Source organism: Streptomyces hebeiensis, from assembly GCF_052983195.1.
Genome location: NZ_CM129812.1, coordinates 7,468,025 through 7,487,625 on the forward strand (window position 1 = coordinate 7,468,025; position 19,601 = coordinate 7,487,625).

Annotated in this window: 14 protein-coding genes and 6 pseudogenes; 8 read left to right on the forward strand and 12 right to left on the reverse strand. The window is 70.6% G+C overall.

The annotated features are described in order from the left end of the window. The first annotated feature begins 93 nt into the window (after positions 1 to 93). Positions 94 to 1,331, forward strand: a protein-coding gene (locus ACU6P3_RS32080) for an IS3 family transposase (RefSeq protein WP_447195290.1) whose coding sequence is annotated in 2 segments (ribosomal slippage) — positions 94 to 423 and positions 426 to 1,331 — 1,236 coding nt in all. Because the reading frame shifts where the segments join, the coding sequence is not laid out codon by codon here. 327 nt (positions 1,332 to 1,658) lie between these two features. Here ACU6P3_RS32080 and ACU6P3_RS32085 read toward each other — a convergent pair. After that, entirely contained in the window at positions 1,659 to 2,513 is an 855-nt protein-coding gene (locus tag ACU6P3_RS32085) for an alpha/beta hydrolase (RefSeq protein WP_447195291.1), read from the reverse strand. 263 nt (positions 2,514 to 2,776) lie between these two features. Between ACU6P3_RS32085 and ACU6P3_RS32090 the strand changes: the two genes are divergently transcribed. Beyond that, on the forward strand, positions 2,777 to 3,376 hold the full coding sequence (locus tag ACU6P3_RS32090; protein ID WP_447195292.1) for a TetR/AcrR family transcriptional regulator: 600 nt from the start codon (positions 2,777 to 2,779) through the stop codon (positions 3,374 to 3,376). 162 nt (positions 3,377 to 3,538) lie between these two features. On the opposite strand, the pseudogene ACU6P3_RS32095 reads toward ACU6P3_RS32090, so the two are convergent. After that, positions 3,539 to 4,147 (reverse strand): annotated as a pseudogene (locus ACU6P3_RS32095) (IS5 family transposase); the annotation flags it as partial. A gap of 723 nt (positions 4,148 to 4,870) precedes the next feature. Beyond that, entirely contained in the window at positions 4,871 to 5,569 is a 699-nt protein-coding gene (locus ACU6P3_RS32100; protein ID WP_447195293.1) for an aspartate/glutamate racemase family protein, read from the reverse strand. Positions 5,570 to 5,779: 210 nt separating this feature from the next. Here ACU6P3_RS32100 and ACU6P3_RS32105 point away from each other — a divergent pair, with 210 nt between their 5' ends. Both ACU6P3_RS32105 and ACU6P3_RS32110 read left to right on the forward strand, forming a co-directional pair. Continuing rightward, the gene (locus tag ACU6P3_RS32105; RefSeq protein WP_447195294.1) at positions 5,780 to 6,115 is read left to right on the forward strand and encodes an ArsR/SmtB family transcription factor; all 336 of its coding nucleotides are present in this window, start codon (positions 5,780 to 5,782) and stop codon (positions 6,113 to 6,115) included. Between the two features lies 1 nt (position 6,116). After that, on the forward strand, positions 6,117 to 6,836 hold the full coding sequence (locus tag ACU6P3_RS32110; protein ID WP_447195295.1) for a cation efflux transmembrane domain-containing protein: 720 nt from the start codon (positions 6,117 to 6,119) through the stop codon (positions 6,834 to 6,836). A 277-nt stretch (positions 6,837 to 7,113) separates the two neighbouring features. On the opposite strand, the pseudogene tpg (ACU6P3_RS32115) reads toward ACU6P3_RS32110, so the two are convergent. The 3 genes and pseudogenes from tpg (ACU6P3_RS32115) to ACU6P3_RS32125 all read right to left on the reverse strand — a co-directional run. Continuing rightward, positions 7,114 to 7,604: pseudogene (tpg, locus tag ACU6P3_RS32115) on the reverse strand (telomere-protecting terminal protein Tpg); the annotation flags it as partial. A gap of 2 nt (positions 7,605 to 7,606) precedes the next feature. Continuing rightward, positions 7,607 to 7,993: pseudogene (locus tag ACU6P3_RS32120) on the reverse strand (telomere-associated protein Tap); the annotation flags it as partial. Positions 7,994 to 9,048: 1,055 nt separating this feature from the next. Continuing rightward, complete coding sequence (locus ACU6P3_RS32125) at positions 9,049 to 9,258, reverse strand: DUF6207 family protein (protein ID WP_447195296.1); 210 nt, start codon at positions 9,256 to 9,258, stop codon at positions 9,049 to 9,051. A gap of 211 nt (positions 9,259 to 9,469) precedes the next feature. On the opposite strand from ACU6P3_RS32125, the gene ACU6P3_RS32130 reads away from it, so the two are divergent. Next, positions 9,470 to 9,799, forward strand: coding sequence for a hypothetical protein (locus ACU6P3_RS32130; RefSeq protein ID WP_447195297.1), 330 nt, complete (start codon positions 9,470 to 9,472; stop codon positions 9,797 to 9,799). Here the strand turns inward: ACU6P3_RS32130 and ACU6P3_RS32135 are convergent. Then, positions 9,786 to 10,595 (reverse strand): sulfite exporter TauE/SafE family protein, encoded by an 810-nt coding sequence (locus ACU6P3_RS32135; RefSeq protein WP_447195298.1) that lies wholly within the window; start codon positions 10,593 to 10,595, stop codon positions 9,786 to 9,788. The genes ACU6P3_RS32130 and ACU6P3_RS32135 overlap by 14 nt on opposite strands. 93 nt (positions 10,596 to 10,688) lie before the next feature. Here ACU6P3_RS32135 and ACU6P3_RS32140 point away from each other — a divergent pair, with 93 nt between their 5' ends. Next, on the forward strand, positions 10,689 to 11,519 hold the full coding sequence (locus ACU6P3_RS32140) for an AraC family transcriptional regulator (RefSeq protein WP_447195299.1): 831 nt from the start codon (positions 10,689 to 10,691) through the stop codon (positions 11,517 to 11,519). On the opposite strand, the pseudogene ACU6P3_RS32145 reads toward ACU6P3_RS32140, so the two are convergent. The 4 genes and pseudogenes from ACU6P3_RS32145 to ACU6P3_RS32160 form a co-directional block, all read right to left on the reverse strand. Beyond that, a pseudogene (locus tag ACU6P3_RS32145) lies at positions 11,456 to 12,013 on the reverse strand (alpha/beta fold hydrolase); the annotation flags it as partial. The gene ACU6P3_RS32140 and the pseudogene ACU6P3_RS32145 sit on opposite strands and share 64 nt — an antisense overlap. 83 nt (positions 12,014 to 12,096) lie before the next feature. Then, positions 12,097 to 13,020 (reverse strand): phosphatase PAP2 family protein, encoded by a 924-nt coding sequence (locus ACU6P3_RS32150; RefSeq protein ID WP_447195300.1) that lies wholly within the window; start codon positions 13,018 to 13,020, stop codon positions 12,097 to 12,099. A gap of 89 nt (positions 13,021 to 13,109) precedes the next feature. Continuing rightward, positions 13,110 to 14,066, reverse strand: coding sequence for a hypothetical protein (locus ACU6P3_RS32155; RefSeq protein WP_447195301.1), 957 nt, complete (start codon positions 14,064 to 14,066; stop codon positions 13,110 to 13,112). Continuing rightward, entirely contained in the window at positions 14,063 to 14,404 is a 342-nt protein-coding gene (locus ACU6P3_RS32160; RefSeq protein ID WP_447195302.1) for a PadR family transcriptional regulator, read from the reverse strand. Before ACU6P3_RS32160 ends, ACU6P3_RS32155 begins: the two co-directional genes overlap by 4 nt. 154 nt (positions 14,405 to 14,558) lie before the next feature. Here ACU6P3_RS32160 and tap point away from each other — a divergent pair. Continuing rightward, positions 14,559 to 16,485, forward strand: a pseudogene (gene tap, locus ACU6P3_RS32165) (telomere-associated protein Tap); the annotation flags it as partial. A 12-nt stretch (positions 16,486 to 16,497) separates the two neighbouring features. Next, positions 16,498 to 16,965: pseudogene (tpg, locus tag ACU6P3_RS32170) on the forward strand (telomere-protecting terminal protein Tpg); the annotation flags it as partial. 117 nt (positions 16,966 to 17,082) lie between these two features. Here tpg (ACU6P3_RS32170) and ACU6P3_RS32175 read toward each other — a convergent pair. After that, a complete protein-coding gene (locus ACU6P3_RS32175; protein ID WP_447198151.1) occupies positions 17,083 to 19,599 on the reverse strand; it encodes an excinuclease ABC subunit UvrA in 2,517 nt (838 codons plus the stop codon). Between the last annotated feature and the right edge of the window lie 2 nt (positions 19,600 to 19,601).

A 19,601-nucleotide genomic window follows, 5' to 3' on the forward strand; every position in this document is an offset into this window, starting at 1 on the left:
CCGAGACCGTGCGGCGCCTGGACGGGACCTGTCCCCGAGTGGTGGACACCTCTGAGCCCGGCCCCGGTAGGGGCCGGGTAGGAGGCATCTTTTATGGTGATGAAGGTCTACTCGCCCGAGTTCAAGGCGGACGCCGTCGCGCTGTACCTGTCGGACCCGGGCCACACCTTCGAGGGCGTCGGCAAGGACCTGGGGATCAGCCGGGAGACGCTGCGCAACTGGGTACGGACCGAACGGGCCCGACACGGCGGGGGCAGCACGACGAGTACGAGCACGGAGAAGAACACGGTGGATTCCCCGCCGACGGCCGAAGAGCTTCAGGCCGAGAACGAGGCCCTGCGCCGTGAGCTGGCGACGGTGCGCAAGGAGAACCAGAAACTGGCCACCGAGCGTGACATCCTACGCAAGGCCACGAAGTTTTTCGCACAAGAGATGACCTGGTGACCAACCGCTTCCAGTTCGTCGAGGACCACCACCGCGCCTGGGGCGTGAAGCGGTTGTGTCACGTGCTGGAGGTCGCCCGCTCCAGCTTCTACAAATGGCGGGCCGGCCGTCAGGCCCGCGCCGCGCGCGAGCGGGCGGACGCCGCGCTCGCCGAGCGGATCAGGGCCGTGCACGCCGAATGGGACGGCACCTACGGTCGCCCGCGGATCACCGCCGAGCTGCGCGACCAGGGCGAGCACGTGAACCACAAGCGTGTCGGACGGGTCATGCGCAAGTACGGCATCGCCGGGCTGCGGCTGCGCAAGCGCCAGGTCACCACCGTGCCCGAACCGTCCGCGACGCCGGTGCCGGACCTCTTCCGGCGCGACTTCACCGCCACCGCCCCGAACACCAAGTACGTCGGCGACATCACGTACTTGCCGGTGGGCGACGGCCAGTTCCTGTATCTGGCGACGGTGATCGACTGCTTCTCGCGCCGCCTGGTGGGCTGGTCGATCGCCGACCACATGCGCACCTCGCTGGTCGCCGACGCGCTCCAGGCAGCCGCCGCGACCCGCGGCAGCCTGGCCGGAGCCGTCTTCCACAGCGATCACGGAGTGCAATACACCTCCCGCCAATTCGGCGATGTATGCGCTGAGTTGGGGGTGCGACAGTCCATGGGTGCGGTCGGCACGAGCGCGGACAATGCGCTCGCCGAGAGCTTCAACGCGGCCCTCAAACGCGAGACGCTCCGCGGCGCCCGCCGCTTCGACGGGGCCCGCGCCTGCCGCCTGGCCGTCTTCCGCTGGACCACCCGCTACAACACCCGCCGACGACACTCAGCGAACGGACAGCAGGCACCGATCGCCTACGGGCAACGGTCAGCTACCCTGACACTCGCCGCATAACAACACGAACAGGTGTCCACTCCTCCGGGACAAGGCCCGAGTGCAGCTCTGGTCGTCGAGGCCGCAACGGCGCAGCACAGCCCGCAATCCGCGCTCCTTACGGCGGTCCCGGCGACGCGGTGCGCCGTGGGACCGCCGTAAGGGGCGCGACAAGACGCGCCACGGCGGCGTGAGCTGCACCTGCGACCTCATCAAGCGCTGCGGACCGAACTCCGAGCGCGACGACCACTGGCTCCCGGCTCTGTGCGAGGCCCCGGGCCTCGCACAGAGCACGTCGGAAGGAGGCAGCGCGCCTCCTGGCTCATGACGACAGCGGCGGGCAGGCAGCTATTGGCCGCGGCAGGTCCTGAGGTAGCTGAGGAATGATGCCTGCAGCCCGGTCACGTGCGTTTCGCGCATGAGTGCGCTGGTGACGGAGCCGTTGCGCGCGGTGAGGTGGTGGAGGAACGAGGCCGCGTTCTTCGAAAGATTCTGATAGACCGCCAGGTCTCCGAGGACTTCTTTGTCGTTGAGTGTCAGGTGGAGCTTGGTGGCGGGCAGGGTGTCGCCCATCTCTCGAAGACGAGCGAAGACCTGGCTCTCCCCGTTGATGATGCCGGGGCTGCCCGCGCCGATGCTCTCGAAGAAGGTGCCGTTGGTGAGCCAGGCGTAGAGGCTGAAGAGTCCGCCGTAGGAGTAGCCGAAGAGGCCGTGCCCGCTCGGGGCGGTGCCGTAGTCGCGTTCGATCCGCCGGTGCAGGTCGTCGGTGAGGAAGTTCAGGAACATGTCCGCGCGACTGTCGTTCAGTTCAGCGAGGTAGGCGTCGGCTTGTTCGCGCGTCATCGTGCCTGCGTCGACCCTCGACTCCACCGCGTCGATGAACTCCTTCGCGATGGGTTCGCCGGGGGGCACCAGGTCGCGGTTGCGCAGCCGCTCCCAGTGCTCCGCTTCCTCACCCGCGTAACCCACGCTGACTTGGATGTAGGGCTGAATCGACTGCAGGGGGTCCAGTTGCGTGACGATGAGCGGGGCGGTCAGGCCCACGGCCCAGTTGCCGTCGAGCACGTACACGACGGGTGCTTGCGCCGCGGCAGGGTCGTAGTTCGGTGGGGTGGTGACCCAGACGCCGTAGTCGTGCCCACCGCTGGAGCGCGTCTCGAAGTAGTCGGTGTCGGCGAGGCAGCCCTGCCACATGGTGCTCATCTGAGGTCCTTCACGATTGGGCCGGCCTGGATGACGAGGACGGCGTAGGCGGGGTCGCGCTGGAGGCACCGGGCTGGGGCATGCGGCCGTTCTCGACAGTGACGTCGAGGTTGCCGGGATCGCGCCGCGATCCATCGACGGATGCCGCGCAACTGCCTGAGCAGGTCCCAAGGTCGACCCTCCGCCGTTTTGAGCTGACTGCGACCGTGTGCGAAGCAGCACGGGATCGCCTATCATTCTTTTCCAATGGAAAAACTATAGGAGTGATTCTGTCAACTTCAGACCACAAGGGCAGCGCGCCGCGCGAGCGGCTCCTGGCACGGCTTCTCGACGCCTTCGGAGAGGCCCTTCCCCCGCCGGAGATGTCGCTCCGTGAGATCGCCGCCCGTACCGAGACCAGCCATGCCCTGCTGCGCTACCACTTCGGGTCGCTCTCGGGCACCCTCGCCGCCATGCTCACGGCACAGCGGTCCCGTGACAACGAGAGGCTTCTGCGAGCAGCCCAGCAGGGCACCTTCGACGATTTCGTCGCGGCGATCTGGCGTACGTACACCCGGCCGGAACAGCTGTCGCGGGTCCGGGGCTTCTTCCACGTCGTCGGACTGGCCGCGTACGAACCTCAGAAATTCCGTGAGTTCGTGAAGTCGATCGGCGACCTCACCGTGACGCTGTCCTCACTCGCGGAACGCGAAGGGCTCGACACGGAGGAGGCGCGGAATGTGGCCGCCGTCACCGTTGCCGCGATACGCGGCCTCCTTCTGCAGGAGGTCCTGACTCCCGGAACCCGCCCGGAGGACGCGCTCACCTTGATCCTGCGCATGAAAGAGGGCCGGTCCCATCCTCGATCACATCCCGAGCGTTAAGCAGGCGCGCCGATCCGGAACAGCACAAAGATCACTTCGAAAAACTCGGCAGCCCTTGCCGCCGCCGACGGCCACCTGCCTCCACATCGCCCCTCGGGGGGCACGTTCGACAGCCATGGCATCGGCACGTGGAGGTGGCGGCAAGTGGCCGTTTCCATCGGATCACCGCGCCGACCAGATGAAGATGGCGGCGAGGTGGAGCCCGGCCAGGAAGACGGTGGCCATCTTGTCGTCGCGAGCGGCCAGGCCGCTCCATTGCTTGGGCTTGTTGATGCACCGCTCAACGGTGTTCCGTTGCTTGTACGTCTCGCGGTCGAAGGCCGGAGGGCGGCCGCCGAGCCGACCGCGCCGCTTGCGGTTCGCGGTCTGGTCCGCCCGCTGCGGGATCACCGCCCTGATCTTCCGCCGCCGCGGATGAAGACGGATCGACCGGGACGAATACGCTTGGCCGGCCAGGACCACGTCGGCGTGTCCCTGGGACGGCCGAGCCGTCTGGGCACTCGCAACCGGGCCATGACCTGCTCGAATGCGGGTGCGTCACCGGCATGGCCCGGCATGATGACGAACGCCAGCGGTCGGTGGCGGCTGTCCGCGGCGAGGTGGATCTTCGTGGTCAGCCCACCGCGGGAGCGACCGAGGGCATGGTCGGCGGGCTCGCCGGCCGGGGCCCCTTTTGACGGGCCCGGCGGCGTGCTGGTGTGCACGCACGATGGTGGAGTCGAGCGCGACGACCCAGTCCAGGTCGCCTTCGGCGTCGGCCTGGGCGAGCAGATCGTCGTGGTCCCGGGGACCGGCACCCTCGACATCGTCATCCCGTCCCTGGCCCGCTGCCAGCGCGGCAGATACCGCACCGCCTGCTGTGCCTGCCCGGCGCGCCGCGCGGTGTACGACCGGCGGGCGAACGCCGCTTCGCCCGCCACCGCGCCCGCCGCCCGCCACCGCGCCTGCGCCAGGGCGGCCTCCCGGCCGCTGCTGATCTTGGGATCATCCACGGTGAACGCGGGCAGAGCACGCGCCCGCACCGCCGGCTCGACCCCGCACAGCTCGGCGAGCACACCCCGCCCGGCTTCGTTGAGCACGATCTCCGCATCGGCCCGCACACCGCCGCCGTCGTCGTTCCGGGCGGGGGAGTTACGGCACAGCCACAGCCACAGCCACAGCTCACCGGCGACCGGCAGGCCGTAGCGGTCCGCGGCCCGGCTGATCAGTGACGAGGTCAGGTCCCCGGCCAGCCGGAACGGTCCGTAACGCTCCTGCTTTCACAGCTCTCCCCGACGCCCTTGTGTCGAAGCGTGTTAGTTGTCCCCATTGTAATTTCCGACCAGGAGCGTCCCGTCTCGCGAAGCAGGTCAGTTGTCATCGACGAGGCAGGCCGCTTGTCACCAGTGCTGAGTTCGCAGGGTTGTTGTCACCGCTCAGCGTCGTCCGACAGGCCGGGCGGGGGAGCTTTCGGGCAGACCGGGGCGACCGGGCGTGGCTGAAATCCGGCCTGGGTTACCGTCCGGACGCGAATGCCGCGGTAACGGCGGCCTCGGCGTGCAGGCGGGTGGTGGCGAAGACAGGAACCGGACTGTGCTCCGGGCTGATGAGGAGCTCGATCTCGGTGCAGCCGAGGATGATGCCCTCCGCGCCAGAAGCCACAAGCCGGCTGATCACCTCACCGTAGGCCGCTCGGGACTCCTCCCGGATGATACCGAGGCAGAGCTCTTCGTAGATCACTCTATGGACGACGGCCCGGTCGTCCGCGTCAGGCACCAGGACCTCCAGGCCGTGCCCGGCCACGCGGTCGCGGTAGAAGTCCTGCTCCATGGTGAACGCGGTGCCCAATAGCCCCACTCGGCGCAGACCTGCGGTCCGCACCGCAGATGCTGTCGCGTCGGCCAGATGAAGCAGCGGAATGTCTACCGCCGCCACCACCTGGTCGGCGACCTTGTGCATCGTGTTGGTGCAGATCAGCAGCAGGTCCGCACCAGCCGCCTGCAGGGACCGGGCGGCGTCGGCGAGTACTTCGCCGGCCTCATTCCAGAGCCCGGCCACCTGCAGCCGCTCGATCTCGGCGAAGTCGACCGAATACAGCACGCACTTGGCGGAGTGGAGGCCGCCCAATCGCTCCCGGACCCGCTCGTTGAGCAGCCGGTAGTACTCGGCCGTCGACTCCCAGCTCATGCCGCCAATCAACCCGATGGTCTTCATCGTCACACTCTCGCACGCACTTCGCTGGTCGCGGGGCGAGGGTCCGGGTGGCTTTGCTCACCAGAAGGAGCAGCACCTCGACACCGGTTTGGGAGGCGCCGCGCCGTGGGGTGCGGAGCGGAATGCTCACGAGTTTCGGCAGCACTCTCCCCTAGCGGCACGTATCAATCCATGAATCCATGAATTCAGGATTCAGTGTACTGTCGTGGTGTGCTGACTGTTGCCTCCGACATCGAGGTGCTGGCCCGGTTCGGTCGTGCGCTCGCCGACCCGATCCGCTGCCGCATCCTGCTCGCCCTGCGTGATGCCCCCGCCTACCCGTCTGACCTCGCCGACGCGCTCGGGGTCTCCCGAACGCGGCTGTCCAACCACCTGGCGTGCCTGCGGGACTGTGGTCTGGTCGTCCCCGTGCCCGACGGCCGTCGCACCCGCTACGAACTCGCCGACGAACGCCTCGGCCGCGCACTCGACGACCTGCGCACTGCCATGGTCGCCGTGGAGACCGACCGGACCTGCGTCGACGCCGACGAGAAGGGCTGCTGCTGAGATGGCCGCCGAGATACCAATATCCCTCGGGCCCTCCCCGGCCCGCCGCGACGCCCTCACCCGGCGGATACGGCTGCTGGTCGCGGCCACGATCACCTACAACGTCATCGAGGCGGTCGTCGCCATCACCGCCGGCACGATCGCCTCCTCCACCGCCCTGATCGGCTTCGGTCTCGACTCCGTGATCGAGGTCTCCTCGGCCGCAGCGGTCGCCTGGCAGTTCTCCGCTCGCGACCATGCCGTCCGCGAGGCCCGCGAGCAGCGCACCCTGCGGATCATCGCCGTCTCCTTCTTCGCGCTCGCCGCCTACGTGAGCATCGACGCCGTCCGGGCCCTGGCCGGCGCCGGTGAGGCCGACCGCTCGATCCCGGGCATCGTGATCGCCGCCCTGTCGCTGGCGATCATGCCGTTCCTGTCCGCCGCGCAGCGCCGCGCGGGCCGCGAACTCGGCTCCGCGAGCGCGGTCGCCGACTCCAAGCAGACGCTCCTGTGCACCTACCTGTCCGCCGTGCTGCTGCTCGGCTTGGTCCTCAACGCGACCCTCGGCTGGTCCTGGGCCGACCCGATCGCCGCCCTGGTCATCGCCGCCATCGCGGTCAAGGAAGGCCGCGACGCGTGGCAGGGCAAGGGCTGCTGCGCCCCCACCGCCACGCTCGCACCGCCCGCCGACGGCCAGGCGGATGGGTGCGGCTGCCAGCCGGGCTGCGACTGCTGCAACTGACCGCCACCGGCGCGAAGAGGGCCCTGGTCGGTTCCAAGGCCCTCTTCGTTCTGACCGGATGCCGAGATACCGCTCCCTGCATCAGGGCCGACACCAGGTGCCTCCCGTTCTCGTGAGCATGGCCTATTCGCGCGAGTGTGCGACGCCCAATTACATGTCAAACGACGACGCTTCTCGCGTACAAAGCCAGTCCGGGTGACAGCAAGGCTGCCTTTGTGACAACTATCGTGCTTCGGCTCAGCCCTGTCCTGCTTCCCGCCCCCGGTGCACTGACCGGCTAAGGCTCGAACTGCAGGTCGACGCTGACTTTGAGTTCCACTTCGAGGCCGTGGGCACGGTGGCCGCCGTCGCGGAAGTACACCTCACCCAACGCCTCGGCAGCGATACCGCGGAGGTCGTCCTCGTCGATCGCGGCCTCCCGGGCTTGAAAGAGGAGGGCGGCAGGGCGAGGGTGAGGTGGCGCACGCGGGCCTGGTCGGTGCTGCAGACGGCGGCGGTGTAGCCGAACCTCGCCTGCACATCGATCATGATGCCGCTTGTAGTGGCCGCGGCCTCCTTCGCCTTCGCCCTGATCTGCGGCTGCCAGCGCGTGCGCACTTCGCGTTCGAGGCACTCAGCGAGCTCCGGCCGGGGCCTTTTGATCTGGTTCTTCACATAGCGTTCGATAGTGCGCTGGCTGATGCCGAGCAGCTCAGCGACGCGCCGGGTACTGCGCTGGTGCTGCTTGACCAGGTACCGCATCTGCGCCCCGGCGGACTTGGGAACGGGAAGTAACGGCCCGTGGCTGCCGCCAGGGCGAGCATCTTGCGGTGCATGTTGACCACGGTCCTCAGCTCCGGAGCACGGCTCTTGTAACCGTCCATCGCCTGAAGGAACTCGGCCGGGGGCAGCTTCTCCGCGACGCCGAGGTCCGCCATGGTGTCGACGTAGGCGTTGCGCAGCCGCTTGTACCAGCCGTCCAGGAACCGGCTGCTCTCACGGCGCACCCAGGCTTCGACGGGGGCGACGTCGTAGCCGAGCTCGACGGCGTACGCGACCGTGGGGGTTGCGTACCAGTCCGGACCGGTGGGGCGCCGGCCGGTCGGCGTGAACGGGCTGGGCAGCAGCGCGGCGTCGAGGTCGTGCCTCTGCTTGCCGATCTTCACCCGGGAGAGGTCGGGAGCGTTGGTTACTCAGGGGCAGTGGGCCGCCGGTAGTGGCGGTCAAGGGGCGCTGAAGAGAAGGCTCGAGAAGTCCCAGGTCGGAGTGTTCTTCGCCTAGGCGACCAGCCGGGGATGGGCACTGGTCGACCGTCGGCTCGTTGTTGGTGGTTGGTTGGGTGGCTGGTTGGGTGAATGGTGATGAGTAGTTGCTGGATGGCTGTGTCTACGGTGCGGAGCGCGGTGACCTCAATCCTGGTCTGTTTCTGTACCGGACTTACGCCGGACTGGTCGGCGGCCCGCTGGGCGGTCTGCTGCTGGACATCCACGGCTGGCGGACTGAGGTACTCGATGGCGGCGTGGTTTTGACGGCTGAGTTCTCGCGGTGGCCCGGGGGCCGTGCCCTGTACGGTTCCGTGCTCCGGCGAGCCTCGTATATCCGGCCTGGGTGTGAGCTGCCGTTTCTACTGCTCCGGCGGCATGCTCTGAGCCTCGCCCTGATCACGGCGGGTCCGAGCGCTGCTCGTCCCCGGCCGGTTTGCCGGTGACCGGCCCTGGGTCAGCTCACTGGTGGTGCTCGGTGCCTCGCCCTGATCACGGCGGGTCCGAGCGCTGCTCGTCCCCGGCCGGTTTGCCGGTGACCGGCCCTGGGTCAGCTCACCTGGTGGTGCTCTCGACCCGCAGCAGTGTCCACTCGATATCGGCCTGTCACCCGGGCCGGGCTCGTACTGTCGTAGCGGCCTTCGGCGTTGGTACGGATGTCGGCTGCGAGGGGGCGCAGGTCCTTCTGTAGTCCCTGTTGCCGGGCTGTGTCCATGGCCTGGATGGTTTCCTCAGGGATGTCACCGGGTCGGGGCGCGCTCATCGCCCTGCCTTGGATGACCGCCCTACCGTTGGCCGGACCGGTCACGGCACCGGTCACGCGCCGTGATCCGTGACCATGACCCCGGCCAGGGCTGGTCGGCGGGGGGCAGCTGTGGCCCGCAGCGCTACGAGCCGGGTGCCTGGCGTCCAGCGCTACGAGCCGGGTGCCTGGCGTCCAGCGCTACGAGCCGGGTGCCTGGCGTCCAGCGCTACGAGCCGGGTGCCTGGCGCAGGTTGAGGAAGCAGCGCAGCCGCACACCGGGTTCGCCGGGCTCCCGGGTCGTATGGTCGGCCGGGGCGATCGCGTATCGTGCGGCGAGTGGTTCCCGGACCGGGAGTGCGGTTTCCTCATCGGTGGCCGCGATCTCCGCCATGGCCGGGCCAGGCGCCGCCCCATGTGTGTCATTGATCTGCTTCACGCACAGCACGGCGTCCGGCGGCCGCGGGGGGTTCTGCAGCCGGGCCGTCTTCCCCCGACCGGTTAGGTGAGCGAACCGGGACGAGAGGCGCGCACGGACGCGGTGCGGATACCGGCCTCGCTCGCCGGTGTTGTGTGCCGGTGCCGCCGTACCGGGCCACCGTCCCTGAGGGCGGCCGGGGTCAGGGGGCGTCGGGAGCGGAGTCGGTGATGTGGTCGAAGCCGCGGAGGAGAAGCGTGGGTTCCTGCGAGCACTCCTCGGGCGGGGCGTCGCCCTCCCGGACGGCCGCGTGCTGCCGGTCTCCGAGGACGGCCTCGCCCGACTGCCCCTGCCGGCCGAGTACACGATCACCGTGGCGGGCTTCGTCGAGCCGACGGGTGTGGTCCCGATCAGCTGCGACCGGGCGTACTGTGTCGCTTCCGCGGCGCCGGCCGTGGACCGTCCGTACGCCGTGCTGCTGGCCGGTGCGCTGGGCCGAGCCGGGCGTGGCCGCCGGTCACGCCCCGGCGCGGGCTGCCGGCCGCTTGTCAGGGTCCGGTGACGAGCATGACGATCAGGACGAGGATGAGCAGGGCCACGTAGGCGGACGAGTGGAGCCGGTCGGGGACCCGCGTGGCGATCCGCCTGACCAGGGCAACGGTCGGCAGTGATCCGCTGAGCAGCGCGGCGCACGCCAGGAGATCGACGTAGCCGACGCGGCCGGGGAGCGACTGGGCGGCGGGCGCGAGGGTGTAGACGAGGCTTCCCGCTACGGCGACGGGGACGCTGAGCGCGTTCGCCAGAGCGGTCGTGGTGGCCATGGGCAGCCCGCGCCGGCGCAGCAGCGGGACCGTCATGACACTGCCGCCGACGCCCAGGCCGGCGGCCACCGTGCCGATGCCGACACCGCCGAACGTCGTCGTGATCCGGCCGAGCGGGCGCGGCTCCCCGCCGTCGGTGGCGGTGAGGAACCCCTCGCGCAGCAGGCAGTCCGCGATCGCGATCAGCAGGTACACGACGAAGAGGGCATGCAGCAGGATGCCGCTGAGCCAGGTGGACGCGAGCGAGCCGATCGCCGCGCCCAGCAGCACGAAACCGGCCAGGGGCCACAGGTACTCCCGGCGCGGCCGGCCGGAGCGGCGGTGCCCCGACGCGGCGGTTGTCGCGTTCACGGCCATGACGGCCGTCGACGTCGCCACGGCCACGTGCATGGCGTCGGCGCCGTCGTCCTGACCCGTCGCGATCAGGAACCCGTGGACGACGGGGATGGTGACGAAGCCGCCGCCGAAGCCGAACAGCACCGTCGTGACGCCGGTCAGGCAGCCGAACAGGAGAAGGGTGAGAAACGCGGTCAGCACGGTGGACACGCTAGGAACCGGGGCCGCTGGCGGGCAATCGACTGTTCGACAGTGCCTTACTCGTACACGACAGCGTGGGCGTAGGGTCGCAAGGTGCGCAACATTCCCGTCGACGAGGTGGACGGCCTGGACCGGGCGGTGCTCGCCATCGGCACCGACTACCCGTACGAGCATCTGCTCCCCTTCCACGAGCACCGCCGCGCCCAGGTCCTCTACGCCGCGACCGGCGTGATGCGGGTCGAGACGGCGGACGGTGCCTGGACCGTGCCCACGGCACGCGCGGTCCTGATCCCGCCGCGCACCCGCCACCAGGTCACCATGACGGGGGTCAGCACCCGGAGCCTGTACGTCGAGCCCGGGGCCGCGCCCTGGTTCCCCGACCGCTGCCGGGTGGTGGACGTCTCCGCGCTGCTGCGGGCGCTGATCCTCGACGCCGTCGACATGGCGCCCCGCTATCCCGCGCACGGCCGGGACGCGACCGCGGTGGAGCTGATCCTTTACGAGCTGCGGAACCTGTCACCGCTCCCGCTCGACCTGCCCCTGCCCGCCGCCCCGGAACTCCGGCGGCTGTGCGACGCGTTCCTGCGGGCCCCCGACATCCACGACCCGCCCGCCCGCTGGGCGGCCGCCCTGAACGTCAGCGAGCGCACACTCAGCCGCCTGTTCCGGCGCGGTACCGGGCTGAGCTTCGCCCAGTGGCGGCAGCGGGCGTGCGTCCTGCGGTCGGTGCACGAACTGGCCGCCGGCAGGCCGGTGACCCGGGTCGCGGTGGCGCTCGGGTACGAGAACCCCGCCGCGTTCACGGCGGCCTTCCGGAGTTTGCTGGGCCGTGCCCCGTCCGCGTACCGGGCCGAGCAGCGTGCCACGCCGGAGGGGGAGCGGCCCGTCCGGCCGGACACACCGCCCGCGGGCGGTGTGTCCTGAACCGGCGGGGCACCGGCCGTGGTCCGACGGACGAATGCTCCTGCCGCGTGACGGAGCCGGGTCGTTGAACCGGTCGGCGGCACCGGACACCGGACGTGGGTGCCGCCGTCCTCGGGTGCGTCGACGGCCGGTGTCCCGCCGTGCGGATCGGCGCGCGTGCGCATGTTCGCCACCTCGCCCAGCGCCCCGGACACTGCCGAACCCCAGTCACCGCCCTGCGCGCCGTACCGTTCATAACCCAGCGAGACCATCAACGTGTCCCAGGCGCGCGCGGTGCGAGTGATGCCCCATCCGGTCGTCGACGGCTTGTCGCTCCAGCCGTACCCGGGCAACGACGGCGCGACCACGTGGAACGCGTCCGCCGGGTCACCGCCGTGCGCGCGGGGGTCGGTCAGCGGGCCGGGGACCTCCAGGAACCCGAGCACCGAACCCGGCCACCCGTGCGTGAGCACGAGCGGGACACGTCGGGCGGGAGCGCATCCCGGCTCGGGCGTCGACGGCTTCTACGACTGGGCGGTGGCATCGGACAGGCGCTTTGCCAGGATGCGCCGGTTCCCGCCCGGAGCCGGCCGGGTGGTCAGCCCAGCGCGGGGCGTGTGCGGCGTGCGGTGTGTGCGGGCCGCCCGACTGCGGCGTACCAGACCAGGGCCGCACATATGAAGCCCGTCGCCGCGGAGACCAGTGACCTTGTGAGGGTGTCGTTCCGTGCGCCGGAAACGAGGGCGACGGCCAGCGCCGGCGTCAGGGTGATGACGGGCAGCGCTCGGGGGCTCCGCGTGGCACCCGGCGCGGCGGCTGGCGGCAGCAGCCAGGTTGCGAGGCCGTAACAGGCACAGGCCAGCAGTGTGGCCCCCAGCACTTCGCTGGGCCGGTGGCCGCCGTTGGTCGCGCTGTAGGCGGCGATGCAGGCGAGCCACAGCACACCGGCCGTGGCGGCATAGGGGCGGATGCGGGAGGACACCACGAGGACGGCGGCGAGGGTCAGCGCGGCGGGGATGGCCGTGTGCCCGCTGGGGAAACCCTGATCAAGGAGATTCTCGGGCGCGCCCACCAGATCGGGGCGGGGCAGGATGGTCGATTTGAGGACCTCCTTGCCTCCGGTCGTGAGAATGACGACCCCGAGTGCCGCGCACCCCTGCCACCAGCACCGCCGCACCAGGGTGAGGACCACGATGACGGCCAGGCCCACCATCAGGGTGGGTTTGGCGCTCAATTCCAGCGGCGGCAGGGGCGTCGAGCCGTAGGCCGCTCCTGACAGGGGGTAGATCCATACAGCTTCGGGGTCCCCTTTACCGAGACCAAACAGGGCGTTCTCAGCTCGTTGCCCCCACGGGGTGCAGATGGCGAGCAGGTAGACCGTCAGGAACCCCAGGGTGTACAGCAGAGCCGGCATCCACGGCCGTGTCGTACGCGACAGGCTGGGGGCGTCGGGGGCCTCGGGGGCCTGCCTTGAGGCCCCCGGACGGTGCGCGGGCAGGGGCGGAGAATCGTGCTGAGTCATCGCTCTGTTTCTTCCGTTGAGGGGGGTTAGGTCACGCACGTCTTGTGGCACGACGTGGGCCGCCGGGCTCGGCCACCGGGGGTCCGCTCCTATTCGGGGAGTGCCTGCGCCTGTCGGCGCTGGGCGGTGATCGCCAGGGCGGGGAGGGGTGCCACAAGCAGGATGAGGACGACCATGTCCGGAAAGGACTGCATGAACGCGTCCGGCTGGACGATGATCGCCTGCGTGCGGACGATCGCGACCGCTGCGACGGGGATCAGCCACCGGTGGTCGCCGGTGGCGGCCGTCGCCACCCACGCGGCGATCAGCGCGGCGGCCTCGAGGGCGAACAGGCCGCGTTGGAAGGCCGGGCTGACGGAGATGATGTGCAGGCCCCCGGCCACGAACATGGCGAGTACGACGGGGGCCAGCCAGCGGTAGGAGCGGCGCCGTAGCCGACTGGGAGGGCAGAGCGCCAGCACGGCGCACGCGGCACACAGTGCCCCCGAGAGGGCCAGGTCACGGGCCGTTATCGGCGCGCCCAGCCCGTAGTAGCTCAGGCCTCTCTTGCCCTCGTCGCCGAAGAGGGTGCGGCCGTGGGACGTGGCGCCGGCCCAGATCATGGCTGCCGCGGCCGGCAGGGCGATCCAGGGCTTGCCGCGCAGCAGGGCGATCAGGCCGACCAGCGGGAGCAGCCCGTAGGGCAGGAGCCGTGTCGGCCCGGGCCCGCCCGCCCACGGGTACCAGCCGGAGAAGTGGAAGGCGATGGCATGCTGCCCGGGGTCGATGCGCAGTGCCCAGTGCCACACGTCCTGCAGGTACGGGACCAGCGCCAGCGCGGCGAGGACGAGGGCGGTCAGATGGATGCCGTCCAGCCACCACGGCCCAGTGGTGTCGTCAACGGTGGCACGGGCGCGGGCCTGCACCCCGGCACGCGCCAGGGCGACGACCTCCCGCGGTGGGGGCCAGGCGCGGCCGGGATACGCCTCGGCCAGGCAGGTCAGCAACTCCTTGCCCTGCCGGGAACGGTAGGACTTGGGATAGGCCGCGAGCAGCAGACGGTTCATGCGGGGGACGCCCCGGTGTTCCGTGAGCGTCCGATGACGACGGCCGCCGCCTGCTGCATCCTGAGCGCCTCCCGGCCGAGTGCCCGGGTGCCGTCCTCGGTGACTCGGTAGTAGCGCCGCGCCCGTCCGTCCACGATCTCCTCGTCGCCGGGGGCCACCAGTCCGGCCCGCTCCAACCGCTCCAGCGCGCCGTAGAGAGTGCCGACAGCGATCCGGAGCCGCCCGTCGGTGGCCTGCTCGGCGGCCTTGATGATGCCGTAACCGTGCAACGGGCCATCCATGAGCGCAGCGAGGATGAAGTATTGCGGTTCCGTCAGGGACGGGTTCCGTATGGTCATGCGTCAACTATATATCGGGCTGCGAAATATATCGGCCAGTCCTGAGTGATCTGCGCTGGGACACCACCGGCGTCATGGAGAACGCGCAGATCAGTGGGGTCTTCTGGCGGCGCCACCAGGGTTCGTCGTCGATCTGGGACGCGAAGACCTTCGGGCGGCGCCGGCGGCCGCGCCGCGTCCGGCGCGCACCACCAGGCCGACGTCGACGTCGCGCCGTCCGGGCGCGAAGAAGGCAGCCCCGGTCGGCACCCGGCGGGCGGCACTGACCCGCAGTTCGAGAACGGCCCGCTGGCGGTCGCCGGCGTCGAGGGCGGCCAGGTGCTGGCGTACTGCACCGGCGGCCTGGTCCTGGACGTGCCCGCCAAGTCCTTGTCGTCGTTGGTGGAATGGACGCTCAAGGAGGCCAAGCCCGGTCAGCCGAAGCTCTCCGGTCCCGGCAAGGACGCCGACCCGCTGCTCGTACTCACCGAGGCCGCGCTGGAGCGCTACGGTCTCCCGGCCACGCTCACGCAGGAAGAGCAGCTCGCCGGACGCCTGCCGGAGGGCCACAAGGTCATCAAGCAGCTGGTCCGCGCGGAGTGGAAGCTGACCGAGCGCGGATTCGGTCCGTGGGCGCGGATCTACCGCCCCGCGCAGGGCTCGGAGCGGGCCTGCGCGCAGCTGTGCATCCCGTCGTGGCACGCGCTGGACACCCGGCACCGGGGCGAGGCCGGGCAGCCGGCGCCGGCCGAACTCGCCCGCGTCCTGGGCGCGTACGCCTCGCGGGTGAGGACGCCGCGTGGCTCCACCGCCGTGACCGGCCTGGAGCTGATGACCGCGCTGCACCCGCCGACCCGCGCCTCCGAGCCCGACGAGAACGGCAAGCGTCACTCCGAGCACAACCCCGGCTCGCTGGGGAAGGACCCGATCGACCTGATGGCCTGGCCGCCGTGCGAGGTCCCCGACGGGCACCCGGTACTCAACGACCTGCCGCGCTTCCACGTACGCGGCCCGGCGGAGAAGCTGTTCGAGGAGGCGTACGACTGGGCGCGGCCGATGACGGACGACGAATGCCTGCGCCGTCACCTGGTCGGCATCGACGTGAACATGGCCTTCGCAGCGGGCGCCAACGGGCTGCTCGTCGGCCTCGCCGCGCCGCCGGCACACGTCACGAACCCGGTCTTCGACCCGAAGCTGCCCGGCTCGTGGCTGGTCGACCTCTCCCACGTCGATCTGTCGAAGGTGAAGGTCGCCAAGGACAAGTTGGGCGGAGCTGGACGGCTCGCTGCTGCCCAGCCCGTTCACGCCGAAGGGCGAGCGCCCCGAAGGGCGAGCGACCGGAGGGGCCGGCCTGGTACGCGACGCCGACCGTGGCGTACGCGGTGGAGCTCGGCTACGAGATGCGCCCGCTGGAAGCGTGGGTGCGCTACGACAACGGCCGCTACCTGGACGGCTGGTACAACCGGCTGCGCGACGCCTACCTCGCCACGATGGCCGACCTCGGCGTCGACGTCGACCTCGCTCCGGCCGGCTTCCTCGCGGCGATGGACGGCTACAAGGCCCGTGACCCGGAGCTGGTGATCGTCGTGTCGGCGGTCAAGGCGACGGTGAAGGGCGGTCTGGGCAAGCTCCGCGAGCGCCCGCGCGGGGAGGGCCGCGTCGACGAGCTTCTCGGCGTCTGCGGCATCCTCCGGGAGCGCCCGCGCGGGGAGGGCTGGCGGCCGGGCGAGCCGTGGCGGGCCCTGTCCCGGCCGACATGGCGGCCGGACATCCGGGCGGCGGTCATCTCCCGCACCCGTGTCAACCTGCACCGCAAGATCGTCAAGCACGCGGCGTTCACCGGCCAGTACCCGATCGCGATCCTGTCGGACTGCGTCGTGTACGCCGCCGACGGACCCTCGCCGCTGGACTTCCTGCCCTACCGGGAGGGCAAGCCGCTGCCCGGCGGCTTCAAGCCCGGCGTCAACCCCGGCCTGGTCAAGGGGGAGGGCACGCAGACCGTTTTGTGGGGAGAGGAAGTCCGCGACCGCTTCAACGCCCCGGAGCGCAACCTCGCCCGGTCCATCAAGGACGGCACCGTCACCGACGTCGACAACGGAGAGCAGGAGAGGGCGATGAGCATGTTCGGGGACGGCCTGGACGCCGCCGTGCAGAAGGCGTTCACCCGCCCGGCGCCCAAGACCGCGGGCCCGCAGATGCGGTACTTGGTCAAGCAGTTCAAGGGCACCAAGGCGGTCGCTGAGCTGCTCGGCATCTCCCAGCGGCAGGTGGAGCGGTACGTGGCGGGCAAGGCCAAGAAGCCCCGCCCAGAGCTCGCCGCGCGCCTGGAGCGCGAAGTGAAGGCCCGGTGGCAGCCGCAGATCCGGGCCAAGGCCCGCGAGAAGGCGGCGTCCACGGGCGGCATCGTCATCGACACCCGCGCCCGCATGGGCTGCACCGCGCCGATCGGGTCGACGGACCAGGACCGCGTCCGGCACCTGACCGTCGCCCTGCCACCCGTCTACGCCGCCCGCCTCTTCGACGCCCAGGAGCAGGGGGCCGGCGACGACCGTCTGCGGGAGATCGCCGCTGAAGCTCGGAGATACGCGGCGGCTCGGGCTTGCCCCGGTCCCGGTGCAAGCCATGCGTGGCCCGTGGCGAACGGACAGCCGCCGCGGACCACGCATGCGACCCTGCCGGTCGCGTCGGCACGCCGTACGTCAGCGCCGTGCGTCCTCCGAGGCGTCCAGGAGCGGCAGGCCGGCCGCGTACCGGCGCAGGTATCCCGCGGTGGGAGTGTCCGCGCCGGCGACGGTGTCGGGGGTGCCCTGCGCGACCACTGCGCCTCCGTTGGGGCCGGCTCCCGGTCCGAGGTCGATCACCCAGTCCGCGGACGCGGCGACGGGGATGTCGTGTTCGGCCACGACGACGGTGTTGCCGGAGCCGAGCAGCATGTCGAGCGCGTCGACGACCCGCTGGATGTCGGACGGGTGCAGGCCGGAGACGGGTTCATCGAGGATGACGAGGCCGGCCTTGCGGCTCGCCGCGCCGCGCTGGATCGCGGACGCGAGTTTGAGGCGCTGGGCCTCTCCGCCGGACAGTTCGGTGGCGCTCTGGCCCAGTCGGAGGTAGCCGAGCCCGACCCGGTCGAGCGCAGTGAGGGTCTCCGCGAGCTGCCGGGGTTCGGTGAAGACCTCCCCGGCCTCGGCGACGGTCAGGTCCAGCACCTGGTCGACGGACAGCCCCCGGTAGGTGACCTCCAGGGCCTCGGGTCCGTAGCGCCGGCCGTCGCACGTGTCGCACACCACCCACATGTCGGGGAGGAAGTGCATGTCGACGAGCCTGCGGCCGTAGCCGGTGCAGGTCTCGCAGCGGCCGCCGGTGGTGTTGAAGCTGAACCAGGAGGCGTCGACGCCGCGCGCGCGTGCCGTATCGGTGGCGGCGAACAGTTTGCGGACGATGTCGAACGCCTTGCTGTACGTGGCCGGGTTGGATCGCGGCGTGCGCCCGAGGGGTTCCTGGTCGACCACGGCGACCCAGCCGAATCCGTCGAGTCCGGTCACCTCGCGCACGGTGTCGGCGGCCGTGCCTTTGAGGGCGGCCGCCGCGCCCGCGGCGAGTGCGCCCAGGACGCTGCTCTTGCCGCTGCCGCTGACCCCGGTCAGGCAGGTGAGCCGCCCGGCAGGGAGGCGCAGCAGCTCTGCGGTCGTGTTGTGGGCGCGCAGGCCGTGCAGTTCCACCCAGCCGGCGTCATCGCGGACCGGGCGGGGCGTACGGCGCAGCCGCGGCCCGTTGCCGGCCAGGTAGCGGCCAGTGGCCGAGGTGGGGTTGGCGGCGGCCAGGGCGGGTGAGCCAGAGACCAGGACCTCGCCGCCGAGGCGGCCCGCGCCGGGGCCCATATCGACGATCCAGTCGGCGTGGGCGATCAGTTCGGGGTCGTGTTCGACGAGGAGGACGGTGTTGCCGGCTTCGCGCAACTCCAGGGCGATGCCGAGGAGGTGATTCTTGTCCGCCGGGTGCAGCCCGGCGCCGGGTTCGTCCAGGACGAAGATGACGTCGCTCAGCTCGGTGCCGAGCTGAGCGACGAGCCGGGTGCGCTGCAACTCACCGCCGGACAGTGTGGCGGCGCTGCGGGACAGCTGCAGGTGGGCAAGGCCGAGCCGGTCCAGGAGGCGGATCCGGCGTCCGAGGTCTTGCAGCAGGGGCTCGCCGACGGTGCGCTGCCGGGTGTCGAGGGACTCAGCGACGTGCCCGGCCCAGCGGCGGACCTCGCGTACATCCACGTCCAGCAGCTCGGGGTAGGTCAGGCCGCCGAGACGTACGGACCGGGCGACCCGATCGAATCCGCTGCCGTGGCAGGTGCCGCAGGGCTGCTTGCGCATGTACGGGAGGTAGCGCTGCTTGGCGTCGGCCGTCTGGGCGTTGACGAACACCCGTTCCACCTCGGCGAGCGCGCCGCGCAGCGGTTGGCTGGAGGTGTAGGTCATACGAGCTGTCTCGTTCTTGTTCGGGATGTCCATGGTGGCCTCGACCGCCTCCTCGCCGGTGCCGTACAGGACCTCGTGTTGGAAAGCTGCAGGCAGCGACTGCCAGGGGCGGTCGAGGTCCACGCCGCGTTTGGCGGCGAGTGCGGGGACGAACATGTGCTCTCCGGACCGCCATTTGGCGTACCAGGGGGAGGCGCCTTCGAAGAGGGGGAGGTCCGGGCGGGTGATGACGAGGTCTTCCTGGGCCTGCCAGCGTCCGCCGGCGCCGTGGCAGTCCGGGCAGCTGCCTTCGGGGGTGTGGCGGTCGAAGTGCGCAGTGGTCAGGGCGCCGGCGTCCGCGGCCGGGTCCGTGTCCGGGCCGATCCGCGGGAGGCGCGAGTAGAGCAGTCCGAGGTGCCCATCGATCCCGGTGATGGTGGCGATCGTGGAGCGGGGGCTGCGGTTCAGGCGGCGCTGGTCGACCGCGAGTGTGGCGCTGAGGCCGAGGATGCGGTCGACCTTGGGGCGGTTGCGCTGGGTGATGTACTGGCGTACGAACGGCGAAAGGCCCTCCAGATACCGCAGTTGGGCCTCGCTGTGCAGGGTGTCGATGGCGAGTGAGGTCTTGCCGCTGCCGCTGACGCCGGTGAAGGCGACGAGGCGGCCTTTGGGAATGCTGACGGACACGTCACGCAGGTTGTTGGTGCGGGCGCCCACGACGTCGATGGTGTCGCGCGTCTTGCCGGCCCCGGCAGCGTGTGGGGCCGGCATGC

Bases quoted from the DNA above. Each gene is read 5' to 3' on its own strand.
- ACU6P3_RS32085 (WP_447195291.1), bottom strand. From the start codon at position 2,513: ATGAGCACCATGTGGCAGGGCTGCCTCGCCGACACCGACTACTTCGAG.
- ACU6P3_RS32100 (WP_447195293.1), bottom strand. From the start codon at position 5,569: ATGAAGACCATCGGGTTGATTGGCGGCATGAGCTGGGAGTCGACGGCC.
- ACU6P3_RS32110 (WP_447195295.1), top strand. From the start codon at position 6,117: ATGGCCGCCGAGATACCAATATCCCTCGGGCCCTCCCCGGCCCGCCGC.
- ACU6P3_RS32150 (WP_447195300.1), bottom strand. From the start codon at position 13,020: ATGACTCAGCACGATTCTCCGCCCCTGCCCGCGCACCGTCCGGGGGCC.
- ACU6P3_RS32155 (WP_447195301.1), bottom strand. From the start codon at position 14,066: ATGAACCGTCTGCTGCTCGCGGCCTATCCCAAGTCCTACCGTTCCCGG.
- ACU6P3_RS32160 (WP_447195302.1), bottom strand. From the start codon at position 14,404: ATGACCATACGGAACCCGTCCCTGACGGAACCGCAATACTTCATCCTC.
- ACU6P3_RS32175 (WP_447198151.1), bottom strand. From the start codon at position 19,599: ATGCCGGCCCCACACGCTGCCGGGGCCGGCAAGACGCGCGACACCATC.